Raw genomic sequence first — 19,086 nt, forward strand, 5'->3', positions numbered from 1 at the left:
TCTCGATTCCTCAAATGGTTTCGGGTGGTTCCAGTTGGCTACGGATGGAGCTCATTGGTGCACGGTTGATTCGTCCGGCATCGGCTCCTCGTCGTAGCGGTCCGATTCCTTTCCGGGCAATTCGACCGGCGGCAGGCCGACGAGAAAGAGCTCCATCGCCTGCGTGGCCTCGATGGTGACGGTTTCGTCGGATTCCACCTGCAGCGTGCCGAGATAGCCCACCGGTTGTCCCTTTACAGTGCCTTCGCCTTCAAGCACGGTCAGGATCCGGCGGCCGCGCGGATCAGCAGAGCGCCAGACGGCGCCGGACTCGAGCCGGATCATCTCAATCCACACGCCGCGCTCGGAGAACGCGCCCAAGAACTTGTGCGTGACCCCATTCGTGCCCGTCATCGCCAGCCAGTTGAACGACTCGGGGTTGATGAAGATCGGATGGCGGTAACGCGGGTGCGGGTAGCGCAACCGGCTTCCCATCGCGCGTTCCCAGATTGCACTGAGCGCCCAGTCCTTCCTGCCGTCGGGCCAGTGATAGAACGGCCCCTTGAATTCGCCGATCGCGGTTAGCTCTGCGCGGGCCTTGCGGCGCCGTTCGATGTCGAGAAACCCATAGCCGGACGCGCCGCCGAACTGCAGCACCAGCTGCATGCGCTCGCCGGGCGGCGTGTTGCCGAGCGGATCGTTCTGCGGTCCATACGCGAGCCCTTCCGGGAAATAGCCGATCTCGTTCTCGCGCAGCACGCCGGTGCGGCCGTGATCCATCGCGCCACGCAGAGGCAGGCGAATCTGTTCGAAGTTGTGGCGATGCGTCGGCATCGAGAAGTCGCCATCCTGGCGGCCCAGGACGTACATGAAGTTGTCGGGCGAGCCGGGTTCGCCACTCAAGAGGTGCTTGAACAGAATCGTTCCGAGTGGATGGTCGCTGGCCCAGTCTGAATTGACGAAAGGGACGATTTTCATTCGCGGTGCTCCGGGTTGATGGTTGGTTATGTGTGGTTCAGGTCGCGCGCCGGATGACGGCCGGACTGTCGGCACCGTGCGGGTCGCGCCGACGTCCTTTCAGCACGAAGATTCCCATGGTCAGGATCGCTACGCCGGCACCGAGCGAGGTCAGGCCGGTGAGCATGAAGAGTGACGGCGCTCCCAAGCCGGAACCGAGCAGCATGCCGCCGAAGATCGGCCCGGCGATCGCGCCGACCCGCCCCGCCGCCATGCAGCAGCCGATCCCGGTTGCACGCGAGAAGGTGTCGTAAAAGGCTGCGCTGAGCGCAACCGTGCAGAGCTGCGCGCCGTAGCTGAAGAAGCCGGCCAGCACCGCGATAGCCCACACGCCAGGACCCGAGTGCAGCGCGTAGCCGATCAATGCGATCACGAGCGCGCCGATAGAGAACGCGCTGCCGACCACGATCGCGGGCCGGCCGAGCGCGTCGGACACGCGCCCGAGCGTTGTGCTGCCGACGATGCCGCCGAGATTCAGCATCGCCACCGCGATCACCGCGTTTTCTATGCTTAGGCCGCTGCGCCGAGCCATCATCGGGATCCAGTTGATCAGCATGTACAGCATGCACATGCTGAGAAGGGTCGCGATCCACAGCAGCAGCGTGCCCCGCGCGCGTCCGTCGCTGAAGAGGCTGCGCACCGACACGCGGCCGCCCGTGGCGGCGCCGACTTCGCCGTTCCATGCGGCGGCGCAGCCCATCCGCTCGAGGATCGGCAGCACCTTGTCGCGCTTGCCGCGCAAAGCCAGCAGGCGCGCGGATTCGGGAATGAACGCGATGGCCACCACCAGCGCGAATAGCGAGAACGCGCCGCCCGTAAAGAAGACGCTTTGCCAGCCGAACAGCGGAATCAGCCGCGCCGAGATGAAGCCGCCGACTACGGCACCCAGCGGAAAGCCGCAGAACATCATCGCGACGAGCGAGGCCCTTCTGCGGCCGGGCGAGTATTCGGATGCCAGCGCGATGAAGTTAGGCATCGCGCCACCCAGCCCGAGGCCGGTGAACGCGAGCGCAGCGATCAAGCCGGGAATCGACGACGCAAACGGCGTGAGCAGCGAACCGATGCTCACGAGCAGCAGCGTGACCAGCAACGCGCCCTTGCGGCCCCGACTGTCGCCGATGCGGCCGAACAGCACGGCGCCTACCAGCCCGCCGAGCAGGCCGGCGCTAAAAATGAAGCCGAATACGCGCGGTGTGATGTGCCATGCGACGGCGATCTCGGGCCCGATGAACGCGATCGACTGCATGTCGAAGCCATCCATCATCGCGACGAGTCCGCACAACGCAATGACGAGGATCTGGAAGCGCCCGACTCGCTGCGAGTTGATGAGTGTTTCCAGATCGACCTGATTTGTCGTGTTCATGTCCCCTCCTGTGCATCGCAATACGGGCTGTGTGCGCGATGCGAGCGATTTTTATGACCGGCTTTACTGGCTGACTGATGGACCGCTACCGTATCCGCGTGCCTTGCTACGCGATTTGCTTTGAGGCCTTTGTTGGGTAAAAAACGAAGCAACGCACGCAGTCTAAGGAAGCGATAGCGCCGGTGTCCATGCAGGGCGGTATATTTTTCATATAGACAGCATGAATATTTATTCGGTTGACTTGAGGTATGCGACGCGATCGACGTGGAGCGCAGCGTGAGCCGTGCCGCGGTCCGGCACTGCAGTTAACGTTCGACGAGGGTTTGAGTTTCGACCCGACCAGCTGACAAGCAGACGGCGGACCTTACTGATTCACGTGATCGATTTCGGCAAGACAGTCTTCCTGCCAGCGTCAGTAAGGGAAATTCGGGAGTGCGCGTCGAAACCTGCCAGTTCGGCAGCACCGAGTTGGCCCAGGCGCTCGAAATCGGGCAGATCGACTTCGCGATAGGCTATCTGCCGCTGCTCGACGAGCTGTTCCTGTCGGTGAACGCTTCATCACATAGCATGGTTCGGCTGCCACTGCCGCATCTCATAAGCTATCTAATAAGGATACCTACTATTTTACCAGGAAGGCAGTCTGCAACCGTCATCTTGACAAGGCGCCGCAATCTGGTCGTCAGTTTCGGGAGTCCATTCCACTGCTCGCGCAGTGTATCGATTCACGCTGCGGGGAGGCGCCCGGCAAACGGAACTCGGAACTGTGCGTCTGAAAGCCGAGCGATTTTCCAGCACCGTCTTAGCGCGCGCACGTGCGGTCAATTCTGCGACGCGGTCAGCAGCCGAAGCTGCTCCAGTAACTTCACTGCCGGACTCGGCAAAATCCCCTGACGGCGGCGAAACGCCGTTAACGTGCGGCGTGCGACGAGGCCCGGAATCGGCAGCGTATCGAACACGCCGGCGGCGCTTTCGGTGTCGTACATCGGCATGGCCATCCAGCTCAGAAACCCCGCGCGCGTCACGAGGCTCTTCAACACCGTGATCGAACGCGTCTCGACGGCGATCGGCGGCATGCCGAAGCCGTGCTCGGCAAACACGCGCTGCATATGCTCGAACGGACCCGTCCCGCGCGGCGGGACGCACCACTGCTGATCGAGCGTGTCGGCAAGCGACAAATTGGCTTTGTTGCGCAGCGGATGATTGAGCGCGGCGACCACATAGCTTGTGTCTTCCCAACGGCAATCGGCAATCGCGGTGATCTCATCCGTGTCGGGCACCGCCATGCTGAGCGCGAGATCGATCTCGTGTTTCATCAGACTGTCCGCAAGACGGTCCCACACCCCTTCCATAATCTCCACACGCAGATTCGGCCAGCGCGCGAGCACGCCGCTCACCGCGAGCGGTAGCACGAGCGTCGCAATGCTCGCCACCGCGCCGACGCGAATCGTTCCTTTCGCGAGACCGCGCATCGCGTCGATTTCCTCGCGCGCGTGATCGGCTTCGCGTTGCAGCAGGGTGGCGTGCGGCAACAGCGCGCTGCCGATCGCAGTAAGCTGCATACCCTTCGAGTGCCGTTCGAACAGCGGCGCGCCGACCTCATCCTCGAGCCGTTTGATGGTGCGGCTCAGCGCGGGCTGCGTGACATGCAGCACTTCCGCGGCACGGCCGAGGCTGCCGCTCGCCACAATGGCGGCGAACGCATGCAATTGTTGAAGATTGAAAGTCATGCGCAAAAGTAATGCCTTTTCTCAAAAAAGGCAATTTTCAATTAACCACCGGCTTCCGATAATGGGCCTTCAAGAAACGGCGCTCATCTACAGGAGACAGGCATGACCAGCAACGCGCCCCGTTCAGATGCATTGGGACTCGCTCAATCCAAGCCGTTCACCGTGCGCGACGCCGTCATCGATCTCATGCGCCGTTTGGGCATGACCTCGGTGTTCGCCAATCCGGGCTCGACGGAATTGCCGTTGTTCCGCGATTTCCCGCAGGATTTCCGTTACGTGCTGGGTTTGCAGGAAGCGGTCGTGGTCGGCATGGCCGACGGTTATGCGCAGGCCACCCGCAACGCTTCATTCGTCAATCTGCATTCGGCGGCGGGGGTGGGCAATGCGATGGGCAATATCTTCACCGCATTCCGCAACCGCACGCCGATCGTGATCACCGCCGGGCAGCAGGCCCGTTCGATTCTGCCGTTCGACCCGTTTCTCGCGTCGACCCAGGCCACCGAATTGCCGAAGCCGTACGTCAAATGGAGCATCGAGCCGGCGCGCGCCGAAGACGTACCGTTGGCGATCGCGCGGGCCTATTACATGGCAATGCAGGAGCCGCGCGGGCCGGTGCTGGTGTCGATTCCCGTCGACGATTGGGACCGCGCGGCGCAGCCGGTGCCGGCACGCGTAGTCAGTAACGAGACGCGGCCCGAGCCGTTCGTGCTGGAGCAGATCGGCGCGGCGCTCGATACCTGTGAACGGCCGGCTTTCGTGGTGGGCGGCGCGGTCGACCGGGCCGGCGGCTGGGACGAAGTGGTGAGCCTCGCTGAGCGTCACAACGCCCGGGTGTTCGTCGCGCCGATGACCGGCCGTTGCGCGTTCCCTGAAGACCATCGCCTGTTCGCCGGTTTCCTGCCGGCCATGCGCGAGAAGATCGTCGAACTGCTCGGCGGCCACGATCTGATCTTCGTGATCGGCGCACCGGCCTTCACGTATCACGTCGAAGGTCACGGCCCGCATCTGCCGGCCGGCGCGACGCTGTGCCAGTTGATCGACGATCCGGCTATCGCGGCGTGGGCGCCGACCGGAACAGCGGCGGTCGGCAATATTCGCCTGGGCGTCGCCGATCTGCTGTCGCGGCCCGCACCGAAACCGCGTCCGTTGCCCGCGCCGCGCGCCGCACGTCCGCGCGCGGAGCCGTCTGCGTTGATGTCGGTGGCTTTCGCATTGCAGACGCTCGCCGAGGTGCGCCGCGCGGACGATATCGTGGTCGAGGAGGCGCCGAGTTCGCGGCCGGTGATGCAGAACTATCTGCCGTTCACGCGCAGCGGCACTTTCTACACGATGGATAGCGGCGGCCTCGGTTATGGCATGCCGGCTGCTGTCGGCGTGGCGTTGGCGAAACCCGGCACGCGCGTGATCGGTCTGATCGGCGACGGTTCCAGCATGTATTCGACCCAGGCAATTTACAGCGCCGTACAGATGAAACTTCCGATCACATTCGTGATCCTGAACAATTCCCGCTATGCCGCGTTGCAGGACTTCGCGCCGGAATTCGGTTTTGGCCCGGACGATCCTGTACAAGGCACCGATCTGCCGGGACTCGACTTCGTAGCGCTGGCCGCGGGCATGGGTTGCCATGGCACGCGTGTGACCGATGCCGAACGCTTGCATGAAGTCTTGCGCGAGGCGTTGGCATCAACCGGACCGAGGCTCGTTGAAGTCGTCGTGGCTTGACCTTAAGCGAGCCCCGCGCCCGCATTCATACAATTTTCCGCAGGAGACAACACAATGCAGAGTATTTCCATGCTGATCGCCGGCGCAGCCGTGCAGGCGAGTAACGGCGCCACCTTCGAGCGTCGCAATCCGCTGGATGGCGAAGTCGCGACGCGCGCTCCCGCCGCCACGGTTGCCGATGCGGTAGCCGCGGCTGATGCGGCGGCAGCGGCATTTCCTGCATGGTCCGCGCTCGGGCCGGGCGAGCGCCGTGCGCTGCTGATGAGAGCAGCGCACGCCCTCGAGGCGCGCAGCGAGGCGTTCGCCAGCGTGATGGCCGCGGAGACGGGGGCGTCGGCGATGTGGGCGGGCTTCAATGTCCATCTCGCGGCTGGCGGATTGATGGAAGCCGCGGCGCTCACGACGCAGATTGGCGGCGAGTTGATCCCGTCCGATGTGCCCGGCAGTCTCGCGATGGGCGTGCGTCAGCCGGCTGGCGTCGTGCTCGGTATTGCGCCGTGGAATGCGCCGGTGATCCTCGCGGTGCGGGCGATTGCGCTGCCGCTTGCGTGTGGAAATACCGTCGTGCTGAAGGGTTCGGAGATCTGCCCCGGCACGCACGGCCTGATTATCGAAGTGCTGCAGGAAGCGGGTTTGCCCAAGGGCGTGGTGAACTTCGTCACCAACGCACCGGCCGACGCCGGCGCTGTGGTCGAGGCGCTGATTGCCCATCCGAAAGTCCGGCGTGTCAATTTCACGGGCTCCACGCACGTGGGCAAGATTATCGCGGCCACCTGCGCACGCTATCTGAAGCCGTCGGTATTGGAGCTCGGCGGCAAGGCCCCGTTGATCGTGCTCGACGACGCGGATCTCGACGCAGCCGTCAATGCCGCGGCATTCGGCGCGTTCGCCAACTCCGGGCAGATCTGCATGTCGACGGAGCGGATCATCGTCGACGAACGGATCGCTGATCAGTTTGTTGCAAAGCTCGCGCAGAAGGCGCGCGGCCTGCCGCTCGGCGATCCTCGCAAAGGTCCCGTGGTGTTGGGATCGGTCGTCGATATGGCGACGGTGGAACGCTGCAACGCGCTGATCGACGACGCGCTGGCCAAAGGCGCCACGCTCGTCTGCGGCGGCAAGGCGGACAGCACCCTGATGCCCGCCACGCTGCTCGATCATGTCACGCCGGCGATGCGTATTTATGGCGAGGAATCGTTCGGGCCCGTGAAGGGCATCGTGCGCGTCAACGGCGAAGACGAAGCCGTGGCCTGTGCGAACGACAACGAGTATGGGCTTTCATCGGCGGTGTTCAGCCGCGACGTAGCACGCGCGATGAATGTTGCAAGGCGCATCGAATCGGGCATCTGTCATGTCAATGGACCGACCGTTCACGACGAAGCGCAAATGCCGTTCGGCGGCGTGAAGGGCAGCGGCTTTGGACGCTTCGGCGGGCAGGCGGGCGTTGCTGAATTCACGGATCTGCGCTGGATGACCGTGCAAACCACGCCACGTCATTATCCGTTCTGAAGGGACGAGCGCCGTTGCGGACGCTGCATGTTCTTGCGTGTCCCAACGTGTCCTTGTGCCGTTGAGCGCCGCAACGATACGCGCCGCGAAAGCCATGCATACATGTCATGGCTTTTGCTCGAAATGGCAATGTCAGAAGGCGGCCGCTCGCTCACATACTGAGCCCAAAGCGTGACCCCGAAGCATGACGGCAAAAGCGCGGCGCTCAGATCGCGCGCACATATCAGGAGACAGTTGCATGACCAGTTATGTACCACCGGCCGGCCCGGCCGATGCGTCGCTCGCCGGCAATCACGCGGGAATCGGAGAGGGGCGTCACGCGGTCGACATCGGCCGTGCGCTCGACGAAGGTCCTTACACCGCCATGCAAAAGATCGTGGTGCTGCTCGCGGCGTTGTCGATCGTGCTGGACGGGTTCGACAGTCAGTTGATCGGTTTTGGAATTCCCGTGCTGATCAAGGAATGGGGCGTTACACGCGCGGCTTTTGCGCCGGTGGTCGCGGCCGGTTTGATCGGCATGGGCATCGGCAGTGCGTGCGCCGGATTGCTGGCCGACCGCTTTGGCCGCCGCTGGGCGGTGATCGGCAGCGTGCTGGTATTCGGTGCCGCCACTTGCGGTATCAGCTCTGCGCCCGGCATCGTGACGATTGCCGTGCTGCGTTTTATCGCCGGCCTCGGCATTGGCGGCGCGTTGCCGAGTTCAACGACCATGACCGCGGAGTTTACGCCGGCTCGCCGCCGCACCCTGGCCGTCACGGCGACGATTGTCTGCGTGCCGCTCGGCGGCATGGTGGCGGGATTGTTCGCACACGAAATTCTGCTGACGTATGGATGGCGCGCGCTGTTCATGATCGGCGGCGTGCTGCCGCTCGCGCTCGGCGTGTTGCTGATCTTCACGTTGCCCGAGTCGCCGCGCTTTCTCGCCCGGCACCCGCACCGCTGGCAGGAACTCAAACGCCTGCTTGGGCGGATGTCGCGTCCGGTCGCAAGCAACTGCGTATTTACCGACTCGCGCGAACAGGCCGTCGAGAGACACACGGGTTTTACCGCACTGTTCCGCGAAGGTCTGGCGCGCGATACGGTGGCGATCTGGTGCGCGTTCTGCTTATGCCTGCTGGCCGTCTATAGCGCGTTCAGCTGGTTGCCGACCATGCTGAGCACGCAGGGCCTGTCGGTATCGGTGGCGGGTGCGGGGCTCACCGCGTACAACCTGGGTGGCGTGCTGGGTGCGTTGCTGTGCGCCGCGGTGATTGCGCGCACCGGCTCGCGTTGGCCGTTGATTCTCTGTAGCGCGGGTGGCGCGGCGAGCGCGTTGCTGCTGCTCGGCGTGAATATTTCCGATCACACCGGCTTGCTGATCCTCGGTCTTGGCGTGCACGGACTGTTTGTCAACGCGGTTCAGTCGACGATGTTCGCGCTGTGTGCGTATGTTTATCCGACCCGTGTGCGTGCCACCGGCACCGCATCGGCGCTCGCGTTCGGCCGGCTCGGTGCGATTGCCAGCGCGTTCGCGGGTGCGGTGGTGATTACGGCCGGCGGGGCATCGTCGTACCTGTGGATGCTCGGAATCGCGATGTTGATCGTGATGGTCGCGCTGACGGTGGTCAAGCGCCATATTCCGAGGCCGGGGGTTTGAGGGGCGCAATGTCCTGACTTGCGGCGATCGGGCAGGAGATGCGGATCGCCGCTATCTGAAGCAGTCAATCTTTAGCGTATCGGACGGCTTGAAGAGCGGTTGGTATCGTCACACATTTGTTGCGTTGTGCGAGCGTGCGACTGCACTCTCCAAAGGCGCGCGCCAGCCGCCGGAGCCTGCCTGAGGTCGACGTCCTTGCGATTCACGCCATTGTCATCAAAAGCAGAAGCGGGTGTTTCGAGTCATCATCGAGTTATTGCCCGGTGCGCGGAAAAGCGGAAACGCATGTCATCGCGGCGGCGGACAGCGCGCACACGGGCGGGTAGGCGCTCGCGGATTATCGTCTGCGCTGTCCGGCAGCAACCTCATACTTTAAGCATGCCGATCAGACTTGCGCCTGACCACCGTCAGCCGTAATCTCCGCGCCGTTGATGAAGCTCGAATCGTCCGATGCGAGGAACGTGACGACCCTGGCAATTTCCGATGGGTCAGCGAGGCGGCCAATCGGCACGAGCGAGGCCAGGTAGCCAAGCAGACCATCCTGACCGTCCTTGGTATCGCCACCGAGTTCGGCGAGGCCAATCGTGTGCGTCGAACCCGGGCTTACCACGTTCACCCGTATGCCGCGGTCCTTCAGATCGAGCACCCAGCTGCGGGCCAGAGCGCGCACCGCCGCTTTCGAGGCGCTGTAAATACTGAACGCCGCTGTACCGGTTGACCCCGCGATGGACCCCGTCAGGATGATCGAGCCACCCTTTTGAATCAGTGGAAGTGCCTTCTGCACTGTGAACACAACTGCGCGCACATTGCGGTTGAACGTGTCGTCGAAATGTTGCTCGGAGATATCGCCCAGCGGCGCCATCGTGCCGCCACCTGCGTTGGCGTAGAGAATGTCAAGACGACCGTCGTTCTTTCGAATCTCTGCAAAAAGTGCGTCGAGATCCTCGGGGCGGGTGACATCACCCCGCACGCCGAGAGCACCGTGCCCGACCGCTTCAACTGCAGCTTCCAGTTCGGCCTGCCGGCGCCCTGTGATGTACACCTTCGCACCTTCCGCGGCGAGGTCTTTTGCTGCCGCCAGGCCAATACCGCTGGTGCCGCCAGTGACGAGGGCTACCTTACCTTCCAGTTTTTTGCTCATGATTTTGCTCCGGGTTGTTAAGTGTTGATGGAAGTAACGATAGACGTCCATGAGACACGAATAAACCCCGCTACAGCGAATTGATTTTCCACGTACATGGATAATCGTTAAGCTAAAGGCTCATCTGCTATGAGGAAGAATCAATGGATCAGCTGCAAGCACTGCGCGTTTTCGTACGGATTGCCGAATCGGGGGGCTTCAGCAAGGCGGCCGACGCCTTGAACGTGCCGCGCGCCACGGTCTCCAAACTCATTCAGGAACTGGAAACCCATCTTCGGGTGAGGCTCTTCCAGCGTTCAACCCGTCGCGTAGTGGTGACAGAAGAAGGCCAGGTTTACTATCACAACGCGGTCAAGCTGCTCGCCGACATCGACGAGATGGATGGTCTGTTTGCGGACTCTCACGGCAATCCACGCGGTCGGATCCGTGTCGATATCGGCTCCTCTCTCGCCAACCTGATCCTTCTTCCACACCTGCCCGCGTTCCGCAAGCGTTACCCGGAAATCCAGCTTGACGTTGGCGTGAGCGACCGTCAGGTCGACCTGATCGGCGAGGGCGTTGACTGTGTGATCCGTGGCGGTGAACTGACCGATATGTCGCTCGTCGCGCGGCGCCTCGCGGGGCTCGAATGGGGCACGTATGCCGGCTCGAGCTACCTCGCCGAACGCGGCACGCCATCGCATCCCGACGATCTGCTCGCACGTCATGAAGTGGTGGGCTATTTTTCCTCGTTGAGCGGTCGAGTATTCCCCCTTCTTTTCGAGCAGGGCGACGAAACGATCACCGTCGATCCAAAAGGAGCGAGAGGCGTCTTCGTGAACGAAAGCACGGCTCATCTCACGTCGCTGGTAAGCGGACTTGGTGTCGGACAGACTTTTTCGTTCATGGCGCAGCCGTGGCTGAAAAACGGTGATCTCGTCCAGGTCCTGCCGCACTGGAAGCGGCCACTCCATCCGATGCATATCGTCTTCCCGCAATCGAAGTACAACAGCGCCCGTCTGAAGGTATTTGTCGACTGGGTCATCGAAGTCTTCAGACCGTACGACAGCACGCCCGCGCCGTCCCACGCATAGGCACTGCGCGCAAGCGGATCGTGATTCTGGGTTTGCCGCCAGTGGACGCGTTCGACGTAATTGGTCCGGCGGGCGTAACGTGCGGCTTGCCTTTTGACGAGGCGAGTGTCGATCGTGCAGCGAGCCCGCGTGCCGCTTTGTGAGCGGGCCGCCGACATCGTGCGCAGCGCGCTGCCGTACAGCACGCCGAACCGCGCGGTGACCGCGAGCCCGGTACGCTGCGGCGCTTTGGCGCGAACAGTTCTAGTCCAAGCGGGAGGGAAGCGGCTTAACTTGGTATCAACCGTTGCCGGCGAATGCTCGTATCTACGGATGCGTGTAATCCTTTACACGCATTTTTTTTTCACCTAGCATGGTTTTACGCACTCCGGATGCGCCAAGAGCAGCAAGCGCTAGGTCACCAGCGCGGAGCACGCAGATCATCGTGTGTTTTTCAGTATTTTGTGTAATCGATTACCACGTCAGACGAATAGGCTGAAAAAGCGTCGGGAGCGTCGCGCCGGGAAGGCGCGGCGCGACCCGGATACAGAGCCTTCGAACCCGTGCACCTGTGTTCATTCTTTGGAACCTACGACTATCATGAAGACCATGCATCCTGCTGAGGCGCAATCGATTTTCGAGCGGAAGACCCTGCGCTCAATCCTGAAGTCGATTGTGCTGAGTGTGTGTATTGCGAGCGGAATCGGCAGCGCGATGGCGCCCGCCAGTGCGGAAGAAACCACGTTTGCGTCGATCCGCAAAGCCGGCGAACTGCGCTGCGGCGCGGCGCTGGCGCCGCCGTTCGTCGTGCGCGATCCGAAAACCGGCGATTACTCCGGTGCCTTTAGCGATCTGTGCCGCAAGTTCGGCGAGAGCGTACTGAAGGTGAAAGTCCGCTTCGTCGATACGACGTGGGACAACATGGTCGCGGGGCTGCAAACGAACAAGTGGGACCTGGCGATGGCCATCAACCGTACGCCGGTTCGGGAACAGGTGATCAACTTCTCGACCGCGGTGGTTCGCAACGATACGGACTTCGTGTACAGCCGCACCGATTCCAAGTTGCCGACGCCGATCAAGTCGGTGGCCGACATCGACAAGCCGGGCATCGTGATCGCGGTGGTGCAGGGAACCACCGACGACAAGGCCATCACGCCGGCCATCAAACAGGCGCAAATCCTCCGTCTGCCGGATGCAGACAGCACGCGTCTTGCAGTGATTTCCCATCGCGCCGATCTGCTGGCCGACCAATCCGACGCGAATCTGATTTTCCAGGCGGCGCATCCCGACTGGGCCGAGATTTTCCGCGCGACTCCTTCGTTCAATCTGCAGGACGTCGCGTTTGGCCTGAACAAAAGCTTCACTGCTGCCGACCTGAATCTGCTCAACCAGTTTATCGAGCAGCAGACCCGGATGGGTTTCGTGAAGACAAGCGTGGACGCCGCGGTCAAGCAGGCTGCGCAGTCGGTCAAGCAATAAGCTGATGACGCGCAGCCGTTGCGAGGAAAGCAAATGGAACAAGTGATGAAGGTGGGCCGGCAAACCATGGACGAGAGGGAAGCAGCACCGTCGCGGGACGGCTTCAACCCGGCAGATGCACCCGCATACGGCGGCGTACAACCGCTGGTCCGGATGCGAGGGCTGTGCAAGCAATACAGTCCCACTCTGCGGGTGTTGAAAGGGCTGGATTTCGACATGCGACACGACGACCGGCTCGTCGTAATCGGCCCGAGCGGCGGCGGCAAAAGCACGTTGCTGCGCGTGTTGATGGGCCTTGAGACGATCGACGGCGGGAGCGTCGAATTCGACGGTCAGCGCTATCTGTCTTTCGATCCCAAATCCCGGCAAACCCGCATGGATCTGGCGATTCGCAAGCGGATCGGCATGGTGTTTCAGCACTACACGCTTTTCCCGCATCTGGATGTGCTGCGCAATCTCACATTGGCCCCATGCAAGACACAAGGGGAGTCGCGCAACTCGGCTGAACAGCGCGCGCTCCACCTTCTGGAACGGCTGGGTCTCGCAGCGAAGGCACGCGCCTATCCGGCCCAGCTCTCGGGCGGCCAGAAGCAGCGCGTGGCGATCGCGCGCGCGTTGATGCTCGACCCGAAGCTCATGCTGTTCGACGAGGTCACGTCGGCACTCGACCCGGAACTGGTCGCGGAAGTCGAACTGGTGATTCAGGAACTGGCCGCGAACGCGATGCCGATGATCATGGTCACGCACGACATGTGGTTCGCGAAGAAGGTCGCCTCACGGATTCTCTTCTGCGCGGACGGCGTCGTCGTCGAGTCGGGTACGCCCGAGCAGTTGTTCAGGAACCCGCAGCATGAGCGGACCCGGGAATTTCTGAACAACGTCCTGCACATTGACTAGGAGTGCCAGCGTGACTTACTCCTTCGACTTTTCGTCGATCTCGTCGGGGCTCGACGCACTGCGTCAGGGTCTCGCGATCACTTTCCTGATCGCGCTGTGTGCGAACGCAATCGGCGTGGTGGCAGGGTTCGGGGTTGGCCTGCTGTCGCAGGCCCGCTCGCGGCTGATCCGTATGCTGGTTTCTGCATTCGTCGAATTTTTTCGTTGCACGCCCGCGCTGGTCCAGGTGGTGTGGTTCTTTTACTGCGTGCCGATCATCTTCAACGTATTTCTGACACCGGTGACGATGGGCGTCCTCGTCATCTCGCTCAATCTCACGGCCTTCAACGCGGAAGCCTACCGTGCCGGCATTCAGTCGGTGCCGCGCGAACAACATGACGCGGGTATCGCGCTCGGCTTGTCGCCGTTTCAGCGCGCCATCCATATCGTCCTTCCGCATGCGTTCCGAAGCGCCTATCCGGTACTCGTGACGAACGGTATTTCAGCATTGCAGCAGACCTCGCTGCTTTCCGTCGTGGCGATTCAGGAACTGATGTATCGCGGTAAGGAACTGGCGTCCGACACCTACCGGCCGCTCGAGGTCTTTACGACAGTAGGGTTGCTGTACCTGGCCGTATCGGTGGCTGTTGCCCAGATTCTTCGGGGCGTCGAACGCCGGCGTGCGCTGCGCTATTCGGTGTAACGGTATGAAATTCAATTTTCTGTTTCTTCTCGGATACATCGACCCTCTGCTCGCCGGGCTCGCGCTCACATTGAAGCTGACCGTCGGCGCGTCGATTGCGGGCATCGTGCTCGGGTTCATTGCGAGCCTGTTGCGCACTTACGGCAGCGCGCCCGTGCGCGCATTGGCGGCCGGCTATGTGGAGCTGTTCCGCGGCACACCGTTGCTCGTGCAACTGTTCTGGTTCTTCTTCTGCCTGCCGCTTCTGCTGCACGTCGACGTCGGCATCGTCGCCGCATCGCTGACGGCGCTGTCCTTGTACATGGGCGCGATTACGTGCGAAACGTTCCGCGGCTCCCTCGCGCTGATCCGCAAGGAAGAGCTCGACGCGTGCGTGGCGCTGGGTCTTGGCCGGATGACGCGCATCGTCCATGTCATCTTGCCGCTGACTTTCGTGCGTGCGATGCCGCCGCTGCTGTCGAACATCGTCAGCCTGTTCAAGGAGAGTGCGCTGGTGTCCGCGCTCGGCATGGCGGACCTGATGTTCGTCGGCCAGAACATTGCCAATACGAGCGCGCGTCCAGTTGAAGTTCTCACGACAACGGCGCTCATCTACTTCGTCGTCGCGTTTCCGCTCACGCGCTGCGTCGGCAGGATCGAGCGAAAAGTGCTGAAGCGCTTCTAGGCGGGCAGGGACATGGACAGGGGCGGCGACGCCGCTTCCGATCGAGAATCAGGCACGAACTCAGGCAGGAAATCAGGCCATGGAAATGAAGCGAATGATTACGGTGGTCGGCGTTCACACAGCCGGCGAACGCAACGACGTGATTACCGGCGGCGTGCTCGACGTGCCAGGCAAGACGATGTTCGAGAAGATGCAATATCTCGAGCGCGAGGCAGACGATCTGCGCAAGTTACTGTTGCAGGAGCCGCGCGGCAGCGTCACGCAATGTATCAATCTGGTGCTGCCGCCCTGCGATCCCAAGGCGGACGCGGGGTTCGTCATCATGGAGTCGGAGTACTACGTACCCATGTCCGGCAGCAACACGATCTGCACCGTGACGGCGTTGCTCGAAACCGGCATGTTGCCGATGCAGGAACCTTATACGCGTCTGGTCCTCGAGGCGCCAGGCGGCCTCGTGGAAGTGCAGGCGGAGTGTCGGGACGGCAAGTGCCTGAATGTCCGGTTCGCCAATGTACCGTGCTTCGTGTTCGGCCTGGATCTTCCTGTCGAAGTACCCGGCCTCGGAACGCTGACCGTGGACGTTGCGTACGGCGGGATGATCTATGTGCTGGTCGATGCGGCTTCCGTAGGATTTTCAGTTGAGCCGTCCGAAGCGGCAGACATGGTGAAGATCGGTGAAGCGATCAAGGCCGCCGCAGCCGAACAGATTCCGGCAGTCCATCCGGAAACGCCGGAGATTCACACGATCAATCAGACGCTGTTTGCAGGTCCGCTCGAACGTACCCCGACGGGACTGGCGTCGAAAAACGGTGTGATCGTGTCGCCGGGCAGGCTGGATCGCTCGCCTTGCGGCACCGGCACCAGTGCGCGGCTTGCCGTGCTGCACGCACGCGGTCTGATCGAGCCGGGCGAGAAGTTCTTGAACCGGTCGATTATCGGCACGGAGTTCACAGGCGAGATCGTCGAGACGCTGACGGTGGGCGGCCGACCTGGCATTCGTCCCGCGATCACGGGGAGTGCGTGGATCACCGGGTTTCATCAGTACGTCCTCGATCGGTCCGACCCGTTCCCCACCGGCTATCGGTTAAACGATATCTGGAGAGACTAGGCCGGCGTGGAGTCGTAAGGCGTCACACTCGCCTCAAGGTGAAATCGATTACCAAAATACAAGGTAATTCAAGCGAATAGAGCGCTATAGCGTGATTCATTGAGCGGTAATCGATTTCGTATTTATAGGTCACATGTCATTCCGTACGGAGAGTGAGCATGAGCAGCAATGGTGATGAAACAGGTGGATTGAAGCAGCCGGCGCAACGCGCGGCAGGCGAGGGCGGCAAGTTTCTGCTCGTGCATCCACGCGACGAAGAGAGTTACTGGCAGCCGCAGCCGGCCAATGGCTATGCGTCGGTCCATGTGGCGCCGCATCTCGTCCCGATGGATCGGCCGTTCTCGGTGGGAACCCAGACGGTGCCGCCCGGCGGCGTCGTCAGGCTGCATTCGCATACCGACAATGAGGAAGTCCTGCATTTCATCGCGGGTCGCGGCAAGGCCGTTCTGGATGGCGCCGAGTACCGGCTCGAGCCGGGCATGACGCTGTTTCTCGGCAAGCTGCGTACCCACACCTTCATCAACGACGGCGATGTCGATCTGCACTGGGCCTGGTTCTTCCTGCCGTCGGGTCTCGAGACTTTCTTCCAGCAAATCGGCCGTCGACGCAAGCCGGGCGAAGCTGCTCCCGAACCGTTTGCGCGACCGGAGAACGTCGCGGAAATCGAGGCTCGCACGGTCTTTTCCACTCCACGGGATGGGAGCTGAGCGATGGGCAGGCATACAAGCTCAGGTGTCTATTACGAGGCGCTCGGGAGCGGCGATGCGATTGTGTGCATCGCAGGTCTCGGTGGACACGCATCGTTCTGGCGGCCTGTGGCGGAACTTCTCGCAGACCGCTTCCGGGTGATCGCGTTCGATCATCCCGGTGTCGGCGGCAGTACGAAGGCCGCGGATCAGCGTATTGCACTGATTGCGCAGGCGGCGCTCGAGGTGCTCGACGCGGAGGACGTGCGCGTGGCTCATATGATCGGCCATTCGACAGGCAGCCTCGTCGCGCAAACGCTCGCAATCGATCACCGCTCGCGTTGCGCGAAGATCGTACTCAGCGGCGGGTGGGCGAAGCCGGATCGCCGCTTCAGGGATCTGTTCGATCTGCGTCACCTGATGCTCGAAAAGCTCGGCACGCGTGCTCATTCGGCGTTCGCGCGGCTCTTCGGTTACGACGCCTGCTGGTACGAGCAGCATCTCGCTGCGGACCGCCTGCGATTCGACGGCGACGACGAGTTCGATGTGCAGACGGTGTTGCGCCGGATCGAGATGCTGCTCGGCTATGAGCGCTCAGAAGAACTGGCCGCACTCGATATCGAGGCGCTGATTGTCGGCGCGCGAGACGATTTCATCGTCCCGTTTCACCATTCAGAAGATCTCGCGCGCCGCATCCGCAATGCGATGCTCGTCGGCGCCGTGGGGGGGCATTTTTTTCCGCAGGTTTATCCGGATGTGTTTGCGGACCACGTGGCCGCTTTTCTGGACCGGAGGGCGGCATGACGGTCCGCGAGTTAGCGCCGGCGCCTCTTGAGTCCGCGGAGGTTCGCGAACGTATTGTGATCATCGGCATGGGGGCGATGGGAAAGCGCGTCGCCACCGCGTTGCAGACCCTGGGCACCGCGAATGTCGACTGGTGCTGCCTTGTGCCGGACGCCGCAGGCGAGTCCGATCTGCTGAAGCAGACTTACGGCGTCGAGGTCTTTCATGATGCCGACGCGCTCGTGGCGTGGCGGCCGACTCTCGCAGTGGAGTGCGCCGGTCATGCCGCCGTGCACGAAACGGTGGTGCCGTTGCTCGAGCGTGGGGTTGACGCAATCGTCGTGTCGGTGGGCGCGCTCGCTTCGTCATCGCTGCGCGAGGAGATCGCTGCCGCAGCGAAGGCAGGCGGCGCGAGGGTCACGCTGGTGTCCGGCGCCATCGGCGGTATCGACGCATTGCATGCGGCGCGCACAGGTGGCCTCGATTTCGTGCGCTACACGGGCAGAAAGCCGCCGCACGCGTGGCTCGGATCGCCTGCCGAGTCGCAATTCGATTTGCTGGCGATCGATCGGCCGACAGTCATTTTCGAGGGCAGCGCCGGCGAATCGGCGCGACTTTACCCGAAGAACGCCAACGTCACGGCCGCGGTCGCGCTCGCCGGCATCGGCTTCGATAACACGACGGTCGTCCTGACGGCCGATCCCGGCATCGACAGGAACATTCATGAAGTCGAGGCCCAGGGTGCCTTCGGGCATCTGTTCATCCGCCTCGAAAACAATCCTTTACCGGACAACCCGCGCACCTCGTGGCTCGCGGCAATGAGCATCGAAGAAGCGGTTTTCCGCCGTCTTGAACATTTAATCCAAAGATGAGAAACGATATGCGACTCGAAGGAAAAGTAGCCTTGGTGACGGGCGCGGCTTCAGGCATTGGAGCAGCAACCGCCGAACTTTTTGTGAAGGAAGGCGCGCGGGTCGTGTTAGCGGACCGCAATCTCGACCAGGCGCGGCGCGTGGCTGCGGCGCTGGGCGAGCGCGCACTCGCGGTGGGCGCCGATGTGGTCGTGTCGCAGCAGATTCGCGACGCGGTGGGCGCGACGATCAGTGCGTTCGGCGGTCTTGATATCCTGGTCAACAACGCGGGACTGGGGATTCGCGGGACCGTCGTGAACACGGAGGAAGACGACTGGGACCGCATTATGGAGGTCAATCTGAAAAGCGTTTTTCTCTGTTCGAAGTATGCAATTCCCGAGATTGCGCGGCGCGGCAAAGGGGCCATCGTCAATATTTCGTCCACGGCCGCCGTGTGCGGCATTCCGGACCGCGCGGCGTACGTCGCGGCGAAGGGTGGCGTGGCTGCGTTGACGCGTTCGATGGCGCTCGATCACGCGGAGCAGAACATCCGCATCAACAGCATCGCGCCCGGCGTGATCTGGTCGAGCTACTACGAAGAGATGCTGCGCTCCGTGCCCGATCCGGACGGCTTCGTCAGCGGACTGAAGGCGCGTGCGCCGGTCAACCGGATGGGACAGCCGCATGAGATTGCGACGATGGCTTTGTTCCTCGCGTCAGACGAGTCGTCGTTCGCCACGGGCGCAATGTTCACGGTGGATGGCGGCTATACCGCCCGATAGCAGAACAGGGG

General features: G+C 62.3%; 17 protein-coding genes. 13 read left to right on the forward strand and 4 right to left on the reverse strand.

Annotated features, from left to right (window positions below; translation table 11 throughout):
* Positions 1-51: 51 nt before the first annotated feature.
* The 3 genes from AC57B6_RS24165 to AC57B6_RS24175 all read right to left on the reverse strand — a co-directional run bounded on the left by AC57B6_RS24165 (position 52) and on the right by AC57B6_RS24175 (position 4,086).
* On the reverse strand, positions 52-957 hold the full coding sequence (locus AC57B6_RS24165; RefSeq protein WP_406868937.1) for a hypothetical protein: 906 nt from the start codon (positions 955-957) through the stop codon (positions 52-54).
* A 37-nt stretch (positions 958-994) separates the two neighbouring features.
* Positions 995-2,359: an MFS transporter gene (locus tag AC57B6_RS24170; protein ID WP_052660611.1), complete on the reverse strand. Its 1,365-nt coding sequence runs from the start codon at positions 2,357-2,359 to the stop codon at positions 995-997.
* Between the two features lie 818 nt (positions 2,360-3,177).
* Positions 3,178-4,086: a LysR family transcriptional regulator gene (locus AC57B6_RS24175; RefSeq protein WP_496422239.1), complete on the reverse strand. Its 909-nt coding sequence runs from the start codon at positions 4,084-4,086 to the stop codon at positions 3,178-3,180.
* A 102-nt stretch (positions 4,087-4,188) separates the two neighbouring features.
* On the opposite strand from AC57B6_RS24175, the gene mdlC reads away from it, so the two are divergent.
* The 3 genes from mdlC (at position 4,189) to AC57B6_RS24190 (ending at position 8,950) form a co-directional block, all read left to right on the forward strand.
* A complete protein-coding gene (gene mdlC / locus AC57B6_RS24180; RefSeq protein WP_496422240.1) occupies positions 4,189-5,808 on the forward strand; it encodes a benzoylformate decarboxylase in 1,620 nt (539 codons plus the stop codon).
* Between the two features lie 54 nt (positions 5,809-5,862).
* Positions 5,863-7,314: an aldehyde dehydrogenase gene (locus AC57B6_RS24185; protein WP_496422241.1), complete on the forward strand. Its 1,452-nt coding sequence runs from the start codon at positions 5,863-5,865 to the stop codon at positions 7,312-7,314.
* 364 nt (positions 7,315-7,678) lie between these two features.
* Entirely contained in the window at positions 7,679-8,950 is a 1,272-nt protein-coding gene (locus AC57B6_RS24190) for an MFS transporter (RefSeq protein ID WP_496422441.1), read from the forward strand.
* 385 nt (positions 8,951-9,335) lie between these two features.
* Here AC57B6_RS24190 and AC57B6_RS24195 read toward each other — a convergent pair whose 3' ends face one another.
* Positions 9,336-10,091, reverse strand: coding sequence for an SDR family NAD(P)-dependent oxidoreductase (locus AC57B6_RS24195; RefSeq protein WP_028194296.1), 756 nt, complete (start codon positions 10,089-10,091; stop codon positions 9,336-9,338).
* A 143-nt stretch (positions 10,092-10,234) separates the two neighbouring features.
* On the opposite strand from AC57B6_RS24195, the gene AC57B6_RS24200 reads away from it, so the two are divergent.
* The 10 genes from AC57B6_RS24200 to AC57B6_RS24245 all read left to right on the forward strand — a co-directional run bounded on the left by AC57B6_RS24200 (position 10,235) and on the right by AC57B6_RS24245 (position 19,075).
* The gene (locus AC57B6_RS24200; protein WP_496422242.1) at positions 10,235-11,164 is read left to right on the forward strand and encodes a LysR family transcriptional regulator; all 930 of its coding nucleotides are present in this window, start codon (positions 10,235-10,237) and stop codon (positions 11,162-11,164) included.
* A 579-nt stretch (positions 11,165-11,743) separates the two neighbouring features.
* On the forward strand, positions 11,744-12,622 hold the full coding sequence (locus AC57B6_RS24205) for a substrate-binding periplasmic protein (RefSeq protein ID WP_235430105.1): 879 nt from the start codon (positions 11,744-11,746) through the stop codon (positions 12,620-12,622).
* A gap of 33 nt (positions 12,623-12,655) precedes the next feature.
* Positions 12,656-13,519: an amino acid ABC transporter ATP-binding protein gene (locus AC57B6_RS24210; RefSeq protein ID WP_454808121.1), complete on the forward strand. Its 864-nt coding sequence runs from the start codon at positions 12,656-12,658 to the stop codon at positions 13,517-13,519.
* A 10-nt stretch (positions 13,520-13,529) separates the two neighbouring features.
* Positions 13,530-14,201, forward strand: a complete 672-nt coding sequence (locus tag AC57B6_RS24215) for an amino acid ABC transporter permease (RefSeq protein WP_030099274.1) — start codon at positions 13,530-13,532, stop codon at positions 14,199-14,201.
* A gap of 4 nt (positions 14,202-14,205) precedes the next feature.
* A complete protein-coding gene (locus AC57B6_RS24220; protein WP_028194292.1) occupies positions 14,206-14,865 on the forward strand; it encodes an amino acid ABC transporter permease in 660 nt (219 codons plus the stop codon).
* A gap of 79 nt (positions 14,866-14,944) precedes the next feature.
* Positions 14,945-15,973, forward strand: a complete 1,029-nt coding sequence (locus AC57B6_RS24225; RefSeq protein WP_046571885.1) for a proline racemase family protein — start codon at positions 14,945-14,947, stop codon at positions 15,971-15,973.
* Positions 15,974-16,131: 158 nt separating this feature from the next.
* The gene (locus AC57B6_RS24230) at positions 16,132-16,680 is read left to right on the forward strand and encodes a cupin domain-containing protein (protein ID WP_106352728.1); all 549 of its coding nucleotides are present in this window, start codon (positions 16,132-16,134) and stop codon (positions 16,678-16,680) included.
* Positions 16,681-16,683: 3 nt separating this feature from the next.
* Positions 16,684-17,463, forward strand: coding sequence for an alpha/beta fold hydrolase (locus tag AC57B6_RS24235; protein ID WP_042273719.1), 780 nt, complete (start codon positions 16,684-16,686; stop codon positions 17,461-17,463).
* A complete protein-coding gene (locus AC57B6_RS24240) occupies positions 17,460-18,314 on the forward strand; it encodes an aspartate dehydrogenase (RefSeq protein WP_496422243.1) in 855 nt (284 codons plus the stop codon). The genes AC57B6_RS24235 and AC57B6_RS24240 overlap by 4 nt, the downstream gene beginning before the upstream one ends.
* Before the next feature lie 8 nt (positions 18,315-18,322).
* On the forward strand, positions 18,323-19,075 hold the full coding sequence (locus AC57B6_RS24245) for an SDR family oxidoreductase (RefSeq protein ID WP_028194288.1): 753 nt from the start codon (positions 18,323-18,325) through the stop codon (positions 19,073-19,075).
* Positions 19,076-19,086 lie beyond the last annotated feature (11 nt).

It is taken from the genome of Paraburkholderia sp. BGA-UO-ETr-F12 (assembly GCF_059567945.1).

Bases quoted from the DNA above. Each gene is read 5' to 3' on its own strand.
- AC57B6_RS24190 (WP_496422441.1), top strand. From the start codon at position 7,679: ATGCAAAAGATCGTGGTGCTGCTCGCGGCGTTGTCGATCGTGCTGGAC.
- AC57B6_RS24245 (WP_028194288.1), top strand. From the start codon at position 18,323: ATGCGACTCGAAGGAAAAGTAGCCTTGGTGACGGGCGCGGCTTCAGGC.
- AC57B6_RS24175 (WP_496422239.1), bottom strand. From the start codon at position 4,086: ATGACTTTCAATCTTCAACAATTGCATGCGTTCGCCGCCATTGTGGCG.
- mdlC (WP_496422240.1), top strand. From the start codon at position 4,189: ATGACCAGCAACGCGCCCCGTTCAGATGCATTGGGACTCGCTCAATCC.
- AC57B6_RS24165 (WP_406868937.1), bottom strand. From the start codon at position 957: ATGAAAATCGTCCCTTTCGTCAATTCAGACTGGGCCAGCGACCATCCA.
- AC57B6_RS24225 (WP_046571885.1), top strand. From the start codon at position 14,945: ATGGAAATGAAGCGAATGATTACGGTGGTCGGCGTTCACACAGCCGGC.
- AC57B6_RS24185 (WP_496422241.1), top strand. From the start codon at position 5,863: ATGCAGAGTATTTCCATGCTGATCGCCGGCGCAGCCGTGCAGGCGAGT.
- AC57B6_RS24195 (WP_028194296.1), bottom strand. From the start codon at position 10,091: ATGAGCAAAAAACTGGAAGGTAAGGTAGCCCTCGTCACTGGCGGCACC.
- AC57B6_RS24205 (WP_235430105.1), top strand. From the start codon at position 11,744: ATGAAGACCATGCATCCTGCTGAGGCGCAATCGATTTTCGAGCGGAAG.
- AC57B6_RS24220 (WP_028194292.1), top strand. From the start codon at position 14,206: ATGAAATTCAATTTTCTGTTTCTTCTCGGATACATCGACCCTCTGCTC.
- AC57B6_RS24230 (WP_106352728.1), top strand. From the start codon at position 16,132: ATGAGCAGCAATGGTGATGAAACAGGTGGATTGAAGCAGCCGGCGCAA.
- AC57B6_RS24235 (WP_042273719.1), top strand. From the start codon at position 16,684: ATGGGCAGGCATACAAGCTCAGGTGTCTATTACGAGGCGCTCGGGAGC.
- AC57B6_RS24240 (WP_496422243.1), top strand. From the start codon at position 17,460: ATGACGGTCCGCGAGTTAGCGCCGGCGCCTCTTGAGTCCGCGGAGGTT.
- AC57B6_RS24210 (WP_454808121.1), top strand. From the start codon at position 12,656: ATGGAACAAGTGATGAAGGTGGGCCGGCAAACCATGGACGAGAGGGAA.
- AC57B6_RS24200 (WP_496422242.1), top strand. From the start codon at position 10,235: ATGGATCAGCTGCAAGCACTGCGCGTTTTCGTACGGATTGCCGAATCG.
- AC57B6_RS24170 (WP_052660611.1), bottom strand. From the start codon at position 2,359: ATGAACACGACAAATCAGGTCGATCTGGAAACACTCATCAACTCGCAG.